This is a genomic window from Pseudomonas sp. 210_17 TE3656, from assembly GCF_054821965.1.
Genome location: NZ_JBTRBC010000001.1, coordinates 2,661,219 through 2,677,201, shown reverse-complemented (window position 1 = coordinate 2,677,201; position 15,983 = coordinate 2,661,219). Strand labels below are relative to the sequence as shown.

General features: G+C 55.5%; 15 protein-coding genes. 7 read left to right on the top strand and 8 right to left on the bottom strand.

What is annotated here, in order from left to right:
- Positions 1-65: 65 nt before the first annotated feature.
- Positions 66-425 carry a hypothetical protein gene (locus ACVI9W_RS12550; RefSeq protein WP_461530157.1) on the bottom strand — a complete coding sequence of 120 codons (360 nt, stop codon included), beginning with the start codon at positions 423-425 and terminating at the stop codon, positions 66-68.
- A 117-nt stretch (positions 426-542) separates the two neighbouring features.
- On the opposite strand from ACVI9W_RS12550, the gene ACVI9W_RS12545 reads away from it, so the two are divergent.
- The 5 genes from ACVI9W_RS12545 (at position 543) to ACVI9W_RS12525 (ending at position 5,327) form a co-directional block, all read left to right on the top strand.
- Positions 543-2,108, top strand: coding sequence for a recombinase family protein (locus ACVI9W_RS12545; protein ID WP_461530156.1), 1,566 nt, complete (start codon positions 543-545; stop codon positions 2,106-2,108).
- Positions 2,105-3,019, top strand: a complete 915-nt coding sequence (locus ACVI9W_RS12540) for a plasmid partitioning protein RepB C-terminal domain-containing protein (protein ID WP_461530155.1) — start codon at positions 2,105-2,107, stop codon at positions 3,017-3,019. The genes ACVI9W_RS12545 and ACVI9W_RS12540 overlap by 4 nt, the downstream gene beginning before the upstream one ends.
- 2 nt (positions 3,020-3,021) lie before the next feature.
- Positions 3,022-3,927 (top strand): plasmid partitioning protein RepB C-terminal domain-containing protein, encoded by a 906-nt coding sequence (locus ACVI9W_RS12535; RefSeq protein WP_461530154.1) that lies wholly within the window; start codon positions 3,022-3,024, stop codon positions 3,925-3,927.
- A 319-nt stretch (positions 3,928-4,246) separates the two neighbouring features.
- Positions 4,247-4,669 (top strand): hypothetical protein, encoded by a 423-nt coding sequence (locus ACVI9W_RS12530; protein WP_461530153.1) that lies wholly within the window; start codon positions 4,247-4,249, stop codon positions 4,667-4,669.
- Between the two features lie 88 nt (positions 4,670-4,757).
- Complete coding sequence (locus tag ACVI9W_RS12525; protein WP_461530152.1) at positions 4,758-5,327, top strand: hypothetical protein; 570 nt, start codon at positions 4,758-4,760, stop codon at positions 5,325-5,327.
- 117 nt (positions 5,328-5,444) lie between these two features.
- Here the strand turns inward: ACVI9W_RS12525 and parS are convergent, their stop codons facing one another.
- From parS to ACVI9W_RS12490, 7 genes are all read right to left on the bottom strand, one after another.
- The gene (gene parS / locus ACVI9W_RS12520) at positions 5,445-5,891 is read right to left on the bottom strand and encodes a type II RES/Xre toxin-antitoxin system antitoxin (RefSeq protein WP_461530151.1); all 447 of its coding nucleotides are present in this window, start codon (positions 5,889-5,891) and stop codon (positions 5,445-5,447) included.
- Positions 5,892-5,986: 95 nt separating this feature from the next.
- Positions 5,987-6,340 carry a hypothetical protein gene (locus ACVI9W_RS12515; protein ID WP_461530150.1) on the bottom strand — a complete coding sequence of 118 codons (354 nt, stop codon included), beginning with the start codon at positions 6,338-6,340 and terminating at the stop codon, positions 5,987-5,989.
- 131 nt (positions 6,341-6,471) lie between these two features.
- A complete protein-coding gene (locus tag ACVI9W_RS12510) occupies positions 6,472-6,828 on the bottom strand; it encodes a hypothetical protein (protein WP_461530149.1) in 357 nt (118 codons plus the stop codon).
- Between the two features lie 95 nt (positions 6,829-6,923).
- Complete coding sequence (locus ACVI9W_RS12505) at positions 6,924-8,789, bottom strand: TniQ family protein (protein ID WP_461530148.1); 1,866 nt, start codon at positions 8,787-8,789, stop codon at positions 6,924-6,926.
- Positions 8,786-9,730, bottom strand: coding sequence for a TniB family NTP-binding protein (locus ACVI9W_RS12500; RefSeq protein WP_461530147.1), 945 nt, complete (start codon positions 9,728-9,730; stop codon positions 8,786-8,788). Before ACVI9W_RS12500 ends, ACVI9W_RS12505 begins: the two co-directional genes overlap by 4 nt.
- Positions 9,727-11,694 carry a Mu transposase C-terminal domain-containing protein gene (locus ACVI9W_RS12495; protein WP_461530146.1) on the bottom strand — a complete coding sequence of 656 codons (1,968 nt, stop codon included), beginning with the start codon at positions 11,692-11,694 and terminating at the stop codon, positions 9,727-9,729. Before ACVI9W_RS12495 ends, ACVI9W_RS12500 begins: the two co-directional genes overlap by 4 nt.
- Positions 11,691-12,419: a TnsA endonuclease N-terminal domain-containing protein gene (locus ACVI9W_RS12490; RefSeq protein WP_461530145.1), complete on the bottom strand. Its 729-nt coding sequence runs from the start codon at positions 12,417-12,419 to the stop codon at positions 11,691-11,693. Before ACVI9W_RS12490 ends, ACVI9W_RS12495 begins: the two co-directional genes overlap by 4 nt.
- Before the next feature lie 450 nt (positions 12,420-12,869).
- Here ACVI9W_RS12490 and ACVI9W_RS12485 point away from each other — a divergent pair, with 450 nt between their 5' ends.
- Both ACVI9W_RS12485 and ACVI9W_RS12480 read left to right on the top strand, forming a co-directional pair.
- A complete protein-coding gene (locus ACVI9W_RS12485) occupies positions 12,870-14,630 on the top strand; it encodes an N-6 DNA methylase (protein ID WP_461530144.1) in 1,761 nt (586 codons plus the stop codon).
- Between the two features lie 281 nt (positions 14,631-14,911).
- A complete protein-coding gene (locus ACVI9W_RS12480) occupies positions 14,912-15,937 on the top strand; it encodes a hypothetical protein (protein ID WP_461530143.1) in 1,026 nt (341 codons plus the stop codon).
- The last annotated feature ends 46 nt before the right edge of the window (positions 15,938-15,983 follow it).

Sequence of the window (15,983 nt, the reverse complement as noted above, 5' to 3'; positions counted from 1 at the left end):
TGTTGATGGCATGCTCGGAGAGCTTGGACGAGCGGGCCTTCATTAAAGTCCATTACACAATCCCTTCAGTCCGGCTCAGGTTCGGTCACCACGGACAAGCAGCAGTCAATTGCATCCACTGCCCGCATAAGATCAATCCTCAGTGATGGAAGCGTTGCGCGCATTACAACGCTGTTACGCTCAGCCATCGCTAGAAAGCTAGCCAAGGCGGCGTCGGAGTGTTGAACCAGACGCGCCAAATGCTCTCCACGAGGGCCGCAGGTCCCTTTCAACCAGTTTTTGGCAGTCCGTTCGTTTGCGTTCGTCCATCTCATTAGCGTCTTCACTGCTTGGTGCGTCGAACCCAACTCACCCTGCAATGCTACCGCCAGCCCCAACGCATACTCTTGCCTGTTCGGAAAAGTTTTACCCTTTTTAGGAAACATTTTTCCCCCGTTGATCCTCTATGGTTGGATGACACACCGCTTGCTTGAGTAGCCAGCAGAATGGGTACGCCCCAACGGCGCACGTCCAAGTGTGGATGCACGCAGGGGCTATTGCGTATGCGCAGACGTAAAAGTGCTCATTTAGAAAACTCACGCCAAGACCCAGGTTTGGCAGCGGCTTATGTCCGGATGTCCACAGAACATCAGCAGTACTCAACTGAAAACCAGCTAGACACAATCAAGCTCTACGCTGCGGCGCACTCCCTCGAAATCGTCAAAATTTATACGGACGCCGGTAAAAGTGGTCTTCGCTTGGAAGGGCGCGATGCTTTGATTCAGCTGTTCACCGACGTTGAGGGCGACCAAGTGGGTTTCTCCACCATTCTCGTGTACGACGTCAGCCGCTGGGGCCGATTTCAAGATCCTGATTTGGCCGCCAGCTTCGAGGTACGGTGCCGACAGGCAGGTGTTTCCGTTCACTATTGCGCAGAGCAATTTGCTAATGATGGCTCTCCACTTTCGAACGTCGTCAAGAATCTGAAACGAATGATGGCCGGTGAATACAGCCGCGAATTATCGGTGAAAGTCTTTGCAGGGCAGGCACGTCTGATCCAAATGGGCTTCAGACAAGGGGGCATGGCAGGCTATGGGCTTAGACGGCAACTCGTGGATGCATCCGGCGCCCCAAAAGCTGAACTGCTCTTAGGTCAACACAAGAGTATCCAGACCGACCGTATCAAGCTGATCCCAGGGCCACCGGAGGAGGTCGCGACGGTCCAATGGATCTATGAACGATTTGTTGAGGCGGGCTATACCGAAAACGAGATTGCCGGGCAGTTAAATAATCGAGGGCTCCAAAGCGACTTGGCCAGGCCATGGACCAAGGGGGCAGTCCATCAGGTGCTGACCAATGAAAAATACATCGGAAATAATGTCTGGAACCGCTCATCTTTCAAGCTCAAAGATGAGCACGTGCGTAACCCTCCGGACCAATGGATTCGGGCAGACAGTGCATTTCCGGCCTTAGTTGACCCAGTACTGTTCGCCGCAGCCAGGGAGATCATCCAATCACGCAGCTATCGCATGCCCGATGCCGAGATGCTGGAGAGACTTAAAAAGCTCTATGAGAAAGCGGGTTGTCTGTCTGGCCTGATCATCAATGAGTCTGACGATTGCCCCTCTAGCACTGCGTATCAATATCGATTTGGCAGCCTTCTGCGTACTTACTCGCTCATTGGCTACACCCCTTCTAGGGACTACAACTACGTTGCCGCCAACCATCAACTTCGACTGATGCATCCCCTAATGCTGGCTCGAACGGTGGAGCACATACAGCAAGTCGGTGGACGAGTCGCCATCGACCCCATAAGCGACCTACTTCAGGTCAACGAAGAGCTGCTGATATCTCTCGTCCTTTGCCGCTGCCAGCGGAGTGGCTCGGGAACAAGTCGTTGGAAAATTCGTTTCGATCTAGGTCTCTCGCCGGATATCACTGTCGCCGTCCGTATGGAGCCAGGGGAAGAGATCGCCCGCGATTACTACATCCTACCGACCATCGACATTCAACAGCCCAAGATTCGGCTGAGCGAGTCGAACGCGTCGGATTTGGAAATCTATCGCTACGACAGCCTCGAAGCACTTGCCCAGCTGGCTCGTCGCACTGTCGTCGGGAGAGCCGCATGAATATGCCACAACACCCTCGAAGCCCGCACCACGTGGGAGAAGCGACGACCATCCAAATGATTAGCCTGGATCGCATCCGCATCCTCAACCCCAGGGCACGTAACAAGCAGGCATTCGCCAAGTTGGTTGAGAACATCTCAAACCTGGGTTTAAAACGTCCTATTACGGTCACCCCCTGCAATGACCAAGAAAACACTGGATATTTCGAACTGGTCTGCGGACAAGGACGCTACGAGGCCTTTTGTGCACTGGGCGAACGAGAAATTCCGTGTGTAGTCGTCAGTGCCAGTGAGGCCGACCGGTTTCTCATCAGTCTGGTGGAAAATATTGCCCGCCGTAAGCATTCAAACAAGGATTTGCTCTACGCCATTCAAAACCTCTCTGAGCGTGGCTACACAACCAAACAGATCAGCGTCAAAACAGGCCTGGATCCCACTTACATCAACGCAATCCTCCTGCTATTGCGTCAAGGAGAGGAACGGCTTATCGCTGCGGTCGAAAAGGGATGGCTGCCCATCAGCGTCGCAACTGAGGTGGCTAGATCGACTGATGCTGTAGCCCAAGTCGCCATGATGAACGCATACGAAACAGGTGTCTTGAAAGGAGAGCAACTTCTTAAGGTCAGACGCTTGATCGATAGACGCCGGGCCTTGGGAAAACATTATGGGCATCGACAGTTAGCCGCCGACCAGCTGACGACGCCTCAAAAGTTACTGAGCACCTACCAATCCGAAGTCAGACGCCAGCGAGTCATGATTAAAAAGGCAGACATCAATGAGCAACGACTGTTAATCATGATAACCGCCATGCGTCAGCTACTGGCCGACGACTATTTCTGTACGTTGCTTCGCAGCGAAAAGATCCAAGACATGCCTAAGTCATTGGCCGACCGTGTCCAAGGGGAAGGTTGATAATGGGCCAGATCAAACAAGCCTTTGAGCAGCAGATCATCCCGATTCCACTCGACCGAATTCTCCCTACTCGTTCTTTGGGCAAGGACATAGAGCAAAGCAAAAAATACATAACAATCCTCACTTCCATTCGGGAACTGGGGATCATTGAGCCACTCGCTGTCCACCGGCAACAAACTAATGTGGCAGGTGCTGCGGCATTCGTATTGCTCGATGGCCATCTTCGCTTACACGCGCTTAAAGCATTAGGTGCCAGTGAGGCGCTCTGCCTGCTGTCGACTGATGATGAAGGGTTCACCTTCAATCGGCAGATCAACCGCCTAACTCCGGTGCAAGAACACCAGATGATTCTCACTGCCATCCAGCAGGGTATTTCCCCGGCCCTTATTGCGAACGTTTTGGGTATCAATGTCGAGCGCATCCATCAGAGGCAACACTTACTCGATGGCATCGCACCCGAAGTGGTGGAGATGCTCAAAGTCAAAATGGTTAGCCAAGACGTATTCCGCACGTTGCGAAAAATGAAGCCCATGCGTCAGATTGAAACCGTGGAGCTGATGGTCTCAGCCAACTGCTTCACCCAGACCTATGCGTGCATGGTGCTCGCCGCTACACGCCCGGAAATGCTAATCGAAAAGAAATCCAAGCTCTCCACCGAGGTCAGTGTCGAAGAAATCTCGCGGATGGAACGCGAAATGGAGAAGCTTTATCACGATTACAAAGTCGTTGAAGACACGCTTGGAGAGACGATGCTGATTTTAGTCGTTGCAAAAGGGTATCTCGCTCGCCTACTACGCAATGAAGCCATTTCGGGCTATTTAAATCGCTGCCACGGCGAACTCCTGGAGGAGCTGACAGCGATCATGGAGGCGATCAGCTCAGACGCAAGGAAGCCTGAACGGGAGTGACCGATTCTTCCGCCAGCAGCCACACACGATCAAACAATTGCCTCTTGATCTGAACCACCTTGCGGATGAAACGCTCTGCGATTTAACAAGTTCGATTATGCGCAGCGCGGTTCGAATCCACCGGCCCGGCCCCTAGCCACGCACCCGGGAAGCGGTCCGGCTCCCTCAGCTCCTGTGAGAGGGCCCAAGTCGGCATCGCACGTCACAGGCTAACCACCCATAGGTGTAAACCAAAGTGTTGGCAAACAGACATTGACAGTTCCCAACGGCTTACGTACCGTTAAGACTATATCAACAGTTTGCCAAACAGGGTATTACCATGGTCGACACCATCAAAGCCGCACTGAACCAACTCACCACCGAGGGTGATCTGATCCACGGCACCGCCGCTTTGGTCGAGAGCATCAAAGCCCACACCCACCTATCCTATAAAAAAATTGGTGAAGCGGCCGATGTGACCGAACAGGGCGTGCGCCGCTGGCGCGAAAACAACTCGGGCCAAGCCTCGCGGGTCCAAGCCCTGGTGAACTTTGCCCAGACTCTCATCACTGCACCGGCAGGGGCTGCCGTGCGGCCCGCTGGCAACGCCGCCGATGCCTTGCGTGCGGTCACTCCGCTGGCAGTCCAGACCTGCGTCAAAGATGGACTGGAAGCGCTATTGGGCATCGGCCTCAACACCTGCACTATCGTAAAGCTTGAGACAAACAACGGTAAAGTCATCATCGAGCTGGCTTTGGAATAAGCCCAGTCGTTACCGGCACGCTGTCCCGCCCACGCTATCGAGCGGTTGAGTAGTGCGGCACCAACCCAAAACCTCAAAGGAATGCACCATGGCTCGCACCTTGCTGGATGTCCAACTCGCCCGCCTGCTGTACCCGCTGCTGATCGAACTCGCCACCGCTCGCCAAACTTTGACCTACAAGCAGCTGATCGAGCGCGCCCAGGTGCGCTACCCGGATGATCAACGGGTGGCCAACCTGATCCCGGTGCGCATGGGGCGCATCCTGTGGGTGATCTACGACTTTGTGGCAGAGCGCGACCTGCCGCGTTTGACCTTGATCATCGTCAGCGCCGGGGATCAGTACCCTGGCAGTGCCATGTGGCAGCACGATTGCCTCGCCGAACAACAACGCTGCTTTGCTTTCGATTGGTCCGAGGTGGACCGCGCGTTTGATCTGTACGGACAATCCAGCGAAAAGGCCGTCACCCCCGTTAAACGCGTGTCTCGTGAACAGGCCAAGCAGTTGATGTCGACACACTACGCCCAGCATGCCAATGCTTACCCGAAAGAGATTCGCGTCTTGCGGGAGGCCATTATCGAAAACATCATGAACGGCATGACAGCGGAGGACGCTTTTCTAGTGGAAGGGCAATTGCTGACGCAACTAGCGCCAGCGTGAGTGATGCTGTTTCAGCATTTCTTTGGCCACCCTGCACACGACACTCCGTCCTCAATAGCCAACGCACGACAAATGCACGTTCGAGGCCTGGGCGACTCGGCTTTGCCGCTCAGCGCTCTAGGCCAGGACGCCGTATTCTAAACGTCCTATCAACTCCAAGACGGCGTCGGACTCGACAGAGGTCATCAACAAGGTGATAGGACGGCGTCCTCCTAAGCCGTATTGCGGCTCGGTCATCCAGCGCAACGCCTGGTGTACGTTACCTTCGTACAGTTTCAAGACTGCCACCACGACCCTGGCCGTGCGATAGAGACGGTCACTTTCTTCCGGGCTGAAATGGCCTGCCAACCGTCGACGCCTCAGCGTGCTGGAGGACATCCGTAAATGCCGTGCGAGTTGCAGCGGCGTCATGTTCAAAAGTTGAGACAAGGGCCCCATCATCGTAAAGGGAAATCCGGCCTGAACCAGCATCAACAGTTCGGCCCCACTTTCCGGTACTCCGAGCGTTGCCCAAACGCCACCGCTTGCCTGAGGTTTCGCTTGGTCACAGCGCTGATGGCTCATCACCTTTTCCCCTCCGCATTGTTGTTGCTCCAACGGGGTCGGTGCCCGTCAGCGCCTCACCGCTAGGTGCGCTGCCGTCCGACCCTCGCAATGGATCAGTGGAGGTAATAACGTGAACCCGCCTTGGCCGCGCTACTGAACAACGCGAGTAGATGCTCCAGGGATTGTCGCCCGCCATGAGAATGAAAGCTCACCACCAAAAAGCACTCGTGATCACAGGTTTCGATCAGGTACCGGCGTGTGTAGTCAAAGACCTGAGTGATCGACTCGGAAAGGATCAAGGTTCCATCGGGGTAGACACGGCTCTTATACACCCGCCCGACCACGCAATAGTTGCTGATGTAGGCGTCCAGCACGTAACCCGTAATGTACGCTCTGGGGTAGTTCTCCAGCAGGGCGGTGAGCAGCAGGCTTTTTTTATGCGGCGTCAACTTACTCAACCCTTTCATGCTGCCCCCAAATCTAACGATCTACCCACTACGGCGCGGTAAGCGATACCCTCAAGGTTACCTCACACCGTCAATCAGCATGCGCGGCGATGCTGACGTGAGAACACCTTGAACCTTCAATCCCTCGGCCCTCAATGACGGTGGCGAGCGGTCGGATGAAACCCTTTCTGCAAAATCTCGATGAACACGTCCAAAGATCGACGGCCACCCGCTCGGGCAAAGCTGACAATCACATAACGGCTGCCGCTCTCCGTTTCACAAATCCAATGACGCCGGCATTCTTCGAGGCGGAAAATATCGGAGGTGCGGATGGTATGCCCATCTTGAAACCAGCCATCGGCTCTCGCTCTGGCATGACCGTATACCTGCCCTACACAGCAACACGCCACAATCCGCGCATTGATGATGTAACCCGTGACCGGCCCCTCGAATTCAGTACGCGTAGCGCGTGCCAACTGGCGTAATGCATAACGACTGGCGCTGAACATTGCTTGCCTCCTGAACTACCGGTTTAAGCCAAGCCTCAGCTATCGGAGGCAGGGTGGTTTTGTGCAACCCGTTCCACATTACGCAAACCATCGCATTACGCTGACGCGGTACAAGCACTGGGTTGTGCGCGTTTGCTGGACTGCGCAGCACTTACCAGGTCGTCAATGCGAAGCAACATGCCACGGCAAGTTCCCTGGCCCGTTCTGGGGGCCAGCGCAGGCTTAACCCCTGCGGGCTTCAATCGATTCAACAGCCAGATCGACCGAGTGCTTGTTCGGCGGGCAAGATCGGCGAGCACCGCGAACTCCGACATGAACTTCAACAGATCAGCCAGGGGAATCCCCCAATGCTGTTTGCCGTTGACTGACTCTTTGCGAGCGGTCAGAAGACCTGTCTCAATCCATTCCTTAATGGATTCATGCTTCCAACCTTGCATCCGTGCGAGCTGGGTGATGCTCAACACCATTTCTGGCTGTTCATCGTCAAAACATGCTTTGAGTTCGTCCATGTCGAAGCGAAGTCCAGAGATGCCCGGTACTCCGGCGATGACCGCAACGGGGAGGATTTCTTGGTGCAGTATTTTTTGCAGGACCAGGCAAATAGCCCTGTCCGGAATACCTCGTCTGATCGAAATATCTTGGAGTCCAGTCCACGTCGACTTATCCACATCTCTATGCTGAATACCCTGATGAAGGCGAGCCACCAGCGCCTCGACATCCGCCGCAAGAAATTCTGCGGAAACCAGTGGCGGACGTTGAGACTTGGTTTTTCTATCCAACGCTCCAGATTGCATGAGCCGTTCAAAAACCAGCTTGCTGACACCCAGCCGACGACGGACTTCCGTGGTGGTCAAAAACCGAAGGCGATCTTGGCGGACTTTCTGCACGACATCGCGGTGAATCGACACGAATCGATTCTTGCCTTTAACGGTCACTTTGCCCTTGATCTCTCCTGTGGTGACGGCAGATCGAACCAGCTCCGAGCCTATACCGATCAGGCGTCCAGCTTCTTCCGAAGACAGCCAGCACTTGTCCTGTAGGTGTTGCGGATCAATGGTGCTGATTCTCAGGTTGAGGTGTCCGTCAAAGTTCTGGGACAGGTGCTGGACCAACGCTTCCCGTAGGCAGTCATACGCGGGATCGGTATAGCGCTGATGCAGTTCGCGGTACCAACCGCCCAGGCGCTTGGCCAGACCGGGGCCTTCAGTACTGGCCAGTCGAGCGCCCAGGGCCTCGTCGAAGCGCGTCGGCCATGACCACAGGAGGCCAAAGCCGGTTTGCACCGATACGATCAATGCACCGACCGACGCTTTGCCACGCGAGGATTTGTTCTCGCGGGAGTCCTCGGACTTGACCGTAAAATGCTTGCCGAGCAGATAGAGGAGGTCGACTACATTGGCGGGCGGTGAGCCCGTGCGCCATGCCGCTGGTAGTGAGTGCCGGGCCGGGTGCTCAATACCCAGCAAAAACGCTGACAGCGCCAGCGACTCCTCGCTGGCCGTGACGGTTGAGCCCAGAGCGTAGGCCTGACCACACGCACAGCGATCAAGCGGACTGTCAGCATTGATGCCTTGGCCACAGGCCACGCAACTGGCCACAAGTTGGATGTTGTGACGTGGGCAAGCGGTCACCAGTACATGGTTCCACCCGAGGCGTTGATAAGCCTTGTCCGCCATACACTGCGGACAGACTTTGTCGCCATTGCGACACTGGTATTTCGGTCGGAGCATCACGTTGCTGCTGTCTGGAGCCAGTTGGCGAATAGCCAAATCCACGGCATCGACGTCCAACTCCGCTGCGAGTCGGGCAAGCTCAGTCTCACTGTAGGTCAACCGGAACTTCATCCCGAAGCTGGCCAAGAGCGACTTAACCCCTGGGGCCCAGTTATGCTCACTTACACGCCTCAGGAAGCCATGCAGGGACTCGTCAGAATGCGGTTGAAGACGAACGATCAAACTCATGGCTTTACTCCTTGAAGTACACCTTTAGGCATGGCCATGTGAGACTCGATCAGCATCTTGGCGAAGCCCTGTCCCAGAAGACTTTCTACAGGCGGATTGCCTTCAAAGGGGTTGAACTCAAGAAACCGGGTATTCACCGCTTCGGCATAGGCGCGAACCAGCGTCTTCAGAGTGATGCTGTGATCTTTGGCCAAGTGCTCCGCAGCGTGAAACAACTTCACCAACATGCCAATTCGACCGAGACAGGCCGCATAAACACGTTTGGCATAGTCCAGGTCCCTCGCATCGGGCACGCTCCAGCCTGCGTCAATAAAGGCTTCGCTCAAGGACAACAAAGCACCACGAAACGCCAGTTGCTCATTGTTATCGTTCCAGTTGTAGGGCCGAAATTCGAACACGGCTTCAGCGCGGTCGCGCAGCTGTTCATTGCGGATCAGGACCTCGTTTGCCAAGGGCAATCCGGTGAGTACCAAGGTCAGGTTCATTTCTTCGCCCAGCACCTTCAACCAGTCCGCCGCTTCCCGGGCGGCGGTGCGAGAACCACGCTCGGCAAAATGCTGCATTTCGTCGAAGATCAGGACTCTCGTCTGGGTGATCTTGATCAACTCGCAGGCCATCCGGGTCAGCTCCTCCGAGCTGGAACGGCTGTAGCGGGGGGAACCCAGGCCTTCCAGCAAGGCGATAGGCAATGAGCGACGGGTCGGATTAACCGGCGTCACCACCCGCACGATCGGCATCTGCCGAATCCCGCCGACAACCTTTGGTGGATGGTCTGCCATCACCGTTTTGACCAATTCACTTTTACCCACCCGAGTCGGGCCGAAGATCGGCAGAATCAACGATTCGCCGGCCAGGCCGCGCTTGACCGTGGACTCCAAACGGTCCAATGCCTGACTGAATGTGGCGTGCTCGATCAACTCGTACTTCACCAGCGCATTCATTCGGCGTCTCCTTGGCCTGATTTCTTACGGCGCGGCGCAGCCGTGAGCGTGGCCACCGATGACGGTGTTTCAGTGATCGCCTCAACAACTGGCCGGGGTGGTTCTTGACGCTGCGTCTCAAGCCGCTTTTCTTCGCGCTCCAGACTTCGGGCAGCGAGATTCTGATCCTTCATGCCCCCCCCAGCTGCCCGTTCACGAATTCCCCGAAGCATTTGCATGTGCACGATCTGATAGTTCTCGCCCGACAATTCGGCATCGGACTTCCTAAGCACACGGCGGATCCTTCGGGCCTCCTCAAAGCTAATCAGAGGCATGGCCGTTAGGCGGTTGTGGGCTTCGATCAATACGCCAGCATCACTGGGGTCGACCACAAAAACCGAGCGGCAGTCGAGCGGATTGAATCGCACCTTGACCTTGGTTTTTTGCCCCCTGCGTTGGTACAGCTTGCTCAATTCATGGCTGTTGTACGTCATGGTTTGGTAACAGACACCCTCTCGGCTCAGCGTCAGTTCATCCACGTTGTAGCGCAAGCAAGCATTCCTAAACTCTTCAGGATCCGGTGGTGGTATCAGGACGTAGCGTTGTTTCAACAACTCCATGGCCCGTGCCGGCGAGCAGCCTGGTTCAAAGCGGTACTCCAGACGTTGAGAAGGCGTCTGCATATACACGTCTGCGACCCACTTGATGATCAAGGCCTCCAACTCTTGGACGGTATACAAGCGCTCCTTCATCGCACGACCAATCGGATCACGCTCGAATTTCGACTGGGACTTGGTGGAGCCTGGCAGCGTATTGATCAGGCCGGCTTTCAGCGTGCCGAAGAACCGCTCAATGAAGGGCTTGGCTTGGGGCTTGCCAGCCATGGGGTAGTCGATGGTGGTGTTCAAGTAGCGCAGTGCGCTCAATACCAGACCGCCGTGATGCTCTTGCGCATTGTCGAGCACCATCGTCTCGATCGCCGCCGGCGCCAACCACGGGTGATTCAGGTCGTAGCGCTCGCTGAACGCCTCGCCTTTAGGTGAAAAGCAAAACTCCAACGCCGACAGCACAAAGTCCTGCGAGGGTTTCCCGATGCAACATTTCACCATGACTACCCCACCGGAGGCCGCGTCGATACCCACATAACAGTTAGCCTTGCCAATCAACTGGCCATGCGCATCGCAGCAAAAAACGTCCAAGGGCGTAGCATCGACTTCCACCCGTTCGTAGGGGCGTTCCACCAACAACTTGCGGATGGCCGCTCGCATCTCCTGATCATGTGTGGCTTTCGAGACACGGCCAGAGGCAATAAGCGTCTGCTCCAACTCACGGATACGACGAGAAACACTGCGGCGCGAAATCCCACGAAATCGGGTATTGCGTTGGGCTGCGCGCGTCCGACATTGATCATTCACCAATTTGGTGATCTGGGTGACATTGAACTTGTCGGTGTGAAAATACGACCGCATGATTTCATCGACCACGGTTTCTTCGAAATCCAGATCATCCGGGGTCTGCATCCGACGTTTGTTACCACGGGCGCTGAAACGGGGTGCCAGTTGGTCCGTTGAACCAGCAAGAGCGGATGATTTGCGCCAGCGCTGAATCGTCCGCATGGAGGGTAGGGCCAGGTTGTGCTCGACACAGTGGGCTTGAAGACGCTCAATCGTCGCCGTCCAGGAACAGCCATCACGACGCGCCTCTTCAATGTATTCGAGCAGCTCTAGTCGTTGGTCGAGCCCACCACGCTCCGTCTGCGTCAGGTTGCGCACCGGCATGGGCTGGACAGCGGATACTGTTGGACCGTAGCTGCGGCGATACTGACCCTGTGCGAACCGCTGCTGAAAATCGTCGATTCTCAACACGAACTCTTCGCCTAGCGACCCTTGCAAAACGATCTGGGAAATTTCGGGGCGAATGGACACCACCCGGCGCACTTGGTCGCGCTCCAAGATGATGCTATCGACCGCCAGCGCGCGACTCATGGGCGCACCTGCAAAAACTGAAAGTGCGACAGATCGCCATAGGCCGCGTGAACTTCGCTGGTGGGCGAGAAGAGCGATTTGGAAAAGTCGGCGCTCAATAGTCCAGCCAGCAGCCCCGCAAGCACGCCGACGCGGCCAGACGTCAAGCGCAGGGCAAGCTCCTCGACCGACCAGCAGGTTGCGGAGTTGAGCAGGGCGCTGATCTCTGTCTCCGCTGTGGAACGAAGTGGCTCAAGATAGCCTGCTCGGAGCAAGTGCAGGCTGGACAGCGCCTGCATGACCGTAGGCGAAACGGCGGTGTCCAACACGAGCATGAAGCCAATACCGTACGAATTCAGGCATTTCTCGATCGCCTCACGCTTAGCCTCGAATGCCGCACTAAACCGAGAATGCTTGGCTTCAATGGCCAATACGCTGCCATCATCCAGCCGACAGAGGAAGTCAGGGGTGTAGAAGCGCGGTTTCACGCCTGGGCGTTTGAGGTAATCCTGGCGGGAAGGCAGTACGGAGTTGCTCTGCAATTCGAGCGTGAAGGGTTGCGCGGCAAGCTCGCTTACACGCGGATCAATGTCCAGCATCAATCCCACATCGCGCTCAAGGCCGCTCTCAACGCGCAATTCGCCGCCTTTGCCTTTCAGCGACTTGAGCACGAGTGCACGTCGACCGCGATGAACTCTGCGAGCAACATCTCTGGCGAAAGTGGGGCTATCGATGTCTCGGATCATGCGGGTGCTCCTACGATGCACGGGAAAGTGTTATTCGCCGTAGGAGAAAGTCAAATGACTTAATATCTAAGTAACTATAAAAATCGAATACTGTAATAGAAACAAAAACAATCAAACTGAAATTATCAGCGGATTTCAACTGATTATAAAAAGTCTTAAATTTCAGAGATATATAATAAATAAAGAACCCAGAGAAAATTTCCGACTAGTGGCTATGTGTTACGAGGAAAAAAACTCAGTAATCACCCTTGGGTTATCGATCAACCGGGATTAATGGCGAGCCATCCAAGCTGGCACAGACACCCTCATGCAACTGGTACGCGACAAACGATCATACCTCGATGACCGGAAGCATAACCACGCACAAAAAAGTAGTCAATACTTTTTTGACTGCTCAGCCGGTTTCGACTAGCCTTGTGTGTCTATTCTCTCTACACCTGTGTGACGCTGATGACCCGGGACGAGCAAATTTTCAACGCATTGGTCGGCGTCGTTATGGCCTTTCCTGCGGCCGACGCGACCATACTGGCTCTGCAAATCACGGCATGGGCGCGTTTGTCGCGGCTCGGTAAATTGCCGGCTGATCTCGGCTTGTTCAGTCAACTTGAGCTGTCCCCGAACGCGCAGGTAGACAATTTCAGACGTGTGCAGCCGTTGATCTCCCCGCAACTGGGTCACACGCTTGCGACGTCCGAACCAACGCTCTCACAGCACCTGCCGCTGCTGATCCAACAGGCCATATGGCTGGAGGAGCAAGGGCAGCTGCGCGATTGGAATGCGGATGATGTGCTGTATTGGTCGTCCGATAAGAACTTGGCATACAGCGCTTACGACCCCAGTCTTGCCACTTTCCTGGTTTCACTCGCGACCTCTGACTCACCGACCCAGGTCTACCTACCGTGGGAAAATTCCGGCCAACTGGCGGCGCGCTGTAGCCGCAAAAATATTGATTGCTGGGCGGAATCCTCCGCGCCCGTGGCGGCAGAACTGGTCCTGGCGCAATTGAGTGGTGCTCGTGCTGATGTTCACCGGAACGATCCGGTGTTAATGCCCACCTTGACCGAGCAGGGCCAACTCAAACGTTTTCCAGTCAGCCTGAGCATCCTTGAACACGGACGGCGCTATGCCCTCAAGGATGTGGAACATGATCTTCACGAGCGTTTTCCGGAAAAGACGCAGTCGAGCATCGTACTGAACCTGCGGCATCTCCTTGCGCAGACCCGTGGCAAAATCATTGCGGTCGTTCCCAACAGTGCGCTGTTCAATGCTGGCGCTGAACGGTTGCTTCGAGCTGATTTGCTTCAGAAGCGCATGATCCACTCGGTCATTGCTTTGCCGGGCGGGTTGTTTGCCGGATCTGCTGCTGCCGCTTCAGTGCTAATTCTCGATACCGTGACACCGTCAGACACCATTCGATTCGTGAACGTGACGGATGAGTTCATGGCCAGCACGCCTAAAAAACGCACTGAGCTGATCAGATTGCCGCAACTGCTACGAAAGGTGAGAGATCGCGACAACAATGCCATGGCAGTGAAAATGGCCGTCAACGACATTCCACGGGACGAATGCAACCTGGAAGTGAGTCGCTATGTACTCGACGACCAGACGCACAAACTGGACGTCCTGCTGGCCACACAACCCACGACCAAATTGCTCGATCACTTCGATATCGTTCGCGCCCGCCAGTACGCAACGACGGCACATGGGGTGCCAGTAAAAGAAATCCAAGCAGCAGACCTGCCCGACTACGGCCATGTGCAGGGCGCTAGCAAAGACTCATTGTTCGATCTCAGTACACCGAAAGCATTGAGCTATTTTGTCGAGCGGGACGACGTATTGATCTGCATGAAGGGGGCAGTGGGGAAGGTCGGCCTCGTGAAGTCGGCACCCGGCAGCGGGGCCGGAGGCTGGGTCGCCGGTCAGTCGCTGGCCATTTTGCGCGCGCGCGCCCCGGGAAAGTACGATCCTGGCGCGCTGATGGTGTACTTACGCTCGCCCATGGGCCAAGCCCAACTCAGCCGATTGGTCGTGGGTAGCAGCACGCCCACCCTTCAGGGTTCAGCACTCAAAGCAATGGAAATACCGGCGCTGAACATTGTGCAACAGGGCATGGCCAGTGAAGCGCTGGCGGAAGAAGCGGCAGTGCAATGGGAGATTGACCGGTTGCGTCAGAAGCAATCACGGATTGCTGCGGCGCTTTGGAAGCTCTGAATGCAGGTCGGTGTCAATAGCTACGAAGCAGCGGGCAGCGTGAGCTGCCGTAGACCGTGTCCGGGATAACTTGACCGGAACAGAACCAATCCTGAGCAGAGCGGCCAACTGCGCGGCTCTCGCCATGTAAGAAAAAACCACGCGATAGCGCCGGCACCATGTGTGTGAAACACCTCTGACATTCACCACTACCCACGATCCTATCCGATGGGCAAACTACCCAGCTAAACCAAAGTTGCCATCATTGTGCCCGCATGTCGCGAAGCTAAGGATTAGCACCAATGCTGTATGAGCTGACCGTACCTGCTCTGTCTGACAGTCGTCGCGTACCTATCGAGCGTCCCGACGCCTTGGGCATTAGCGAAAAGCATATTGAGGAGTTCCTGGCCTCGCATCTCGTGGAGTTGATCCCGGAAGAGCAACTGATGCTGCTGGCCCAGGAGCGACAGTTCCAGGAGGAGGCCGATATCTTGGCGCTCGACCGCAGGGGAAACCTGTTCATTTTCGAGTTGAAACGCTGGCAATCGAGTGCTGAGAACTTACTTCAGGTCATGCGTTATGGGCAGAAATTCGGTCGCTACACCTATGCCCAACTGGAGGCGATGGTCCAGAGCCAGCAACGTTTGCAAGGTACCTTGAGTGCGAGTCACCAAGAGTACTTTGGACTTGAGGCGCCCCTGAAAGAACAAGAGTTCAATCAAGATCAGCGTTTCGTTGTCGTGACCAATGGCGTGGACCGTGACACGCTGGAGGCCATTCAATATTGGTCGAAAAAAGGCGTCCACATCGACAGCCTTACCTACAAGCTGTATCGCGTGGAAGGCAAGCCGTTCATTCAATTCGACACCTACAATCCCGAGTTGGATCTTTTGATGGAGACCAATCCTGGAATTTTCATCGTCAACACCAACCGCACGTACATGGTCGATGCCTGGCGCGACATGCTCGGCGATGGCAAGAAAGGTAAGGCGGCAGCTTACTATGACCGTAAGAATGCGGTGCGTCGCATCGGCAAAGGGTCGACAGTGTTCCTATATCACACGAGCGTTGGGGTGATCGCCAAAGGCAAGGCAACGGGAAGTGTGCAGATCACTGATTACTGCGGGGATGCGGACGAGCAGTTCTTTGTCCCGCTCCAATTTGAGTGGGCGTTACCTGATCCGGAGCACTGGTCGGCGCGCGCACCCAAAGCCTACGAGATCAATGCCTCAACTGGAGCCAGCAACCGCTTCCGGCAAACAGTGTTCAATGCCTCGGAAGAGATGCGGGATGCGATCCAGAAAGTGTGGATGGCACGAAAAGGCTGAACCCTCGTTCGATAGGCTTTTGTCAAAGCAAGGCCTGCCAGGGGAC

Excerpts from the sequence above, each read along its gene's own strand:
- ACVI9W_RS12550 (WP_461530157.1), bottom strand. The coding sequence starts at position 425 with ATGTTTCCTAAAAAGGGTAAAACTTTTCCGAACAGGCAAGAGTATGCG.
- ACVI9W_RS12545 (WP_461530156.1), top strand. The coding sequence starts at position 543 with ATGCGCAGACGTAAAAGTGCTCATTTAGAAAACTCACGCCAAGACCCA.
- ACVI9W_RS12540 (WP_461530155.1), top strand. The coding sequence starts at position 2,105 with ATGAATATGCCACAACACCCTCGAAGCCCGCACCACGTGGGAGAAGCG.
- ACVI9W_RS12535 (WP_461530154.1), top strand. The coding sequence starts at position 3,022 with ATGGGCCAGATCAAACAAGCCTTTGAGCAGCAGATCATCCCGATTCCA.
- ACVI9W_RS12530 (WP_461530153.1), top strand. The coding sequence starts at position 4,247 with ATGGTCGACACCATCAAAGCCGCACTGAACCAACTCACCACCGAGGGT.
- ACVI9W_RS12525 (WP_461530152.1), top strand. The coding sequence starts at position 4,758 with ATGGCTCGCACCTTGCTGGATGTCCAACTCGCCCGCCTGCTGTACCCG.
- parS (WP_461530151.1), bottom strand. The coding sequence starts at position 5,891 with ATGAGCCATCAGCGCTGTGACCAAGCGAAACCTCAGGCAAGCGGTGGC.
- ACVI9W_RS12515 (WP_461530150.1), bottom strand. The coding sequence starts at position 6,340 with ATGAAAGGGTTGAGTAAGTTGACGCCGCATAAAAAAAGCCTGCTGCTC.
- ACVI9W_RS12510 (WP_461530149.1), bottom strand. The coding sequence starts at position 6,828 with ATGTTCAGCGCCAGTCGTTATGCATTACGCCAGTTGGCACGCGCTACG.
- ACVI9W_RS12505 (WP_461530148.1), bottom strand. The coding sequence starts at position 8,789 with ATGAGTTTGATCGTTCGTCTTCAACCGCATTCTGACGAGTCCCTGCAT.
- ACVI9W_RS12500 (WP_461530147.1), bottom strand. The coding sequence starts at position 9,730 with ATGAATGCGCTGGTGAAGTACGAGTTGATCGAGCACGCCACATTCAGT.
- ACVI9W_RS12495 (WP_461530146.1), bottom strand. The coding sequence starts at position 11,694 with ATGAGTCGCGCGCTGGCGGTCGATAGCATCATCTTGGAGCGCGACCAA.
- ACVI9W_RS12490 (WP_461530145.1), bottom strand. The coding sequence starts at position 12,419 with ATGATCCGAGACATCGATAGCCCCACTTTCGCCAGAGATGTTGCTCGC.
- ACVI9W_RS12485 (WP_461530144.1), top strand. The coding sequence starts at position 12,870 with ATGACCCGGGACGAGCAAATTTTCAACGCATTGGTCGGCGTCGTTATG.
- ACVI9W_RS12480 (WP_461530143.1), top strand. The coding sequence starts at position 14,912 with ATGCTGTATGAGCTGACCGTACCTGCTCTGTCTGACAGTCGTCGCGTA.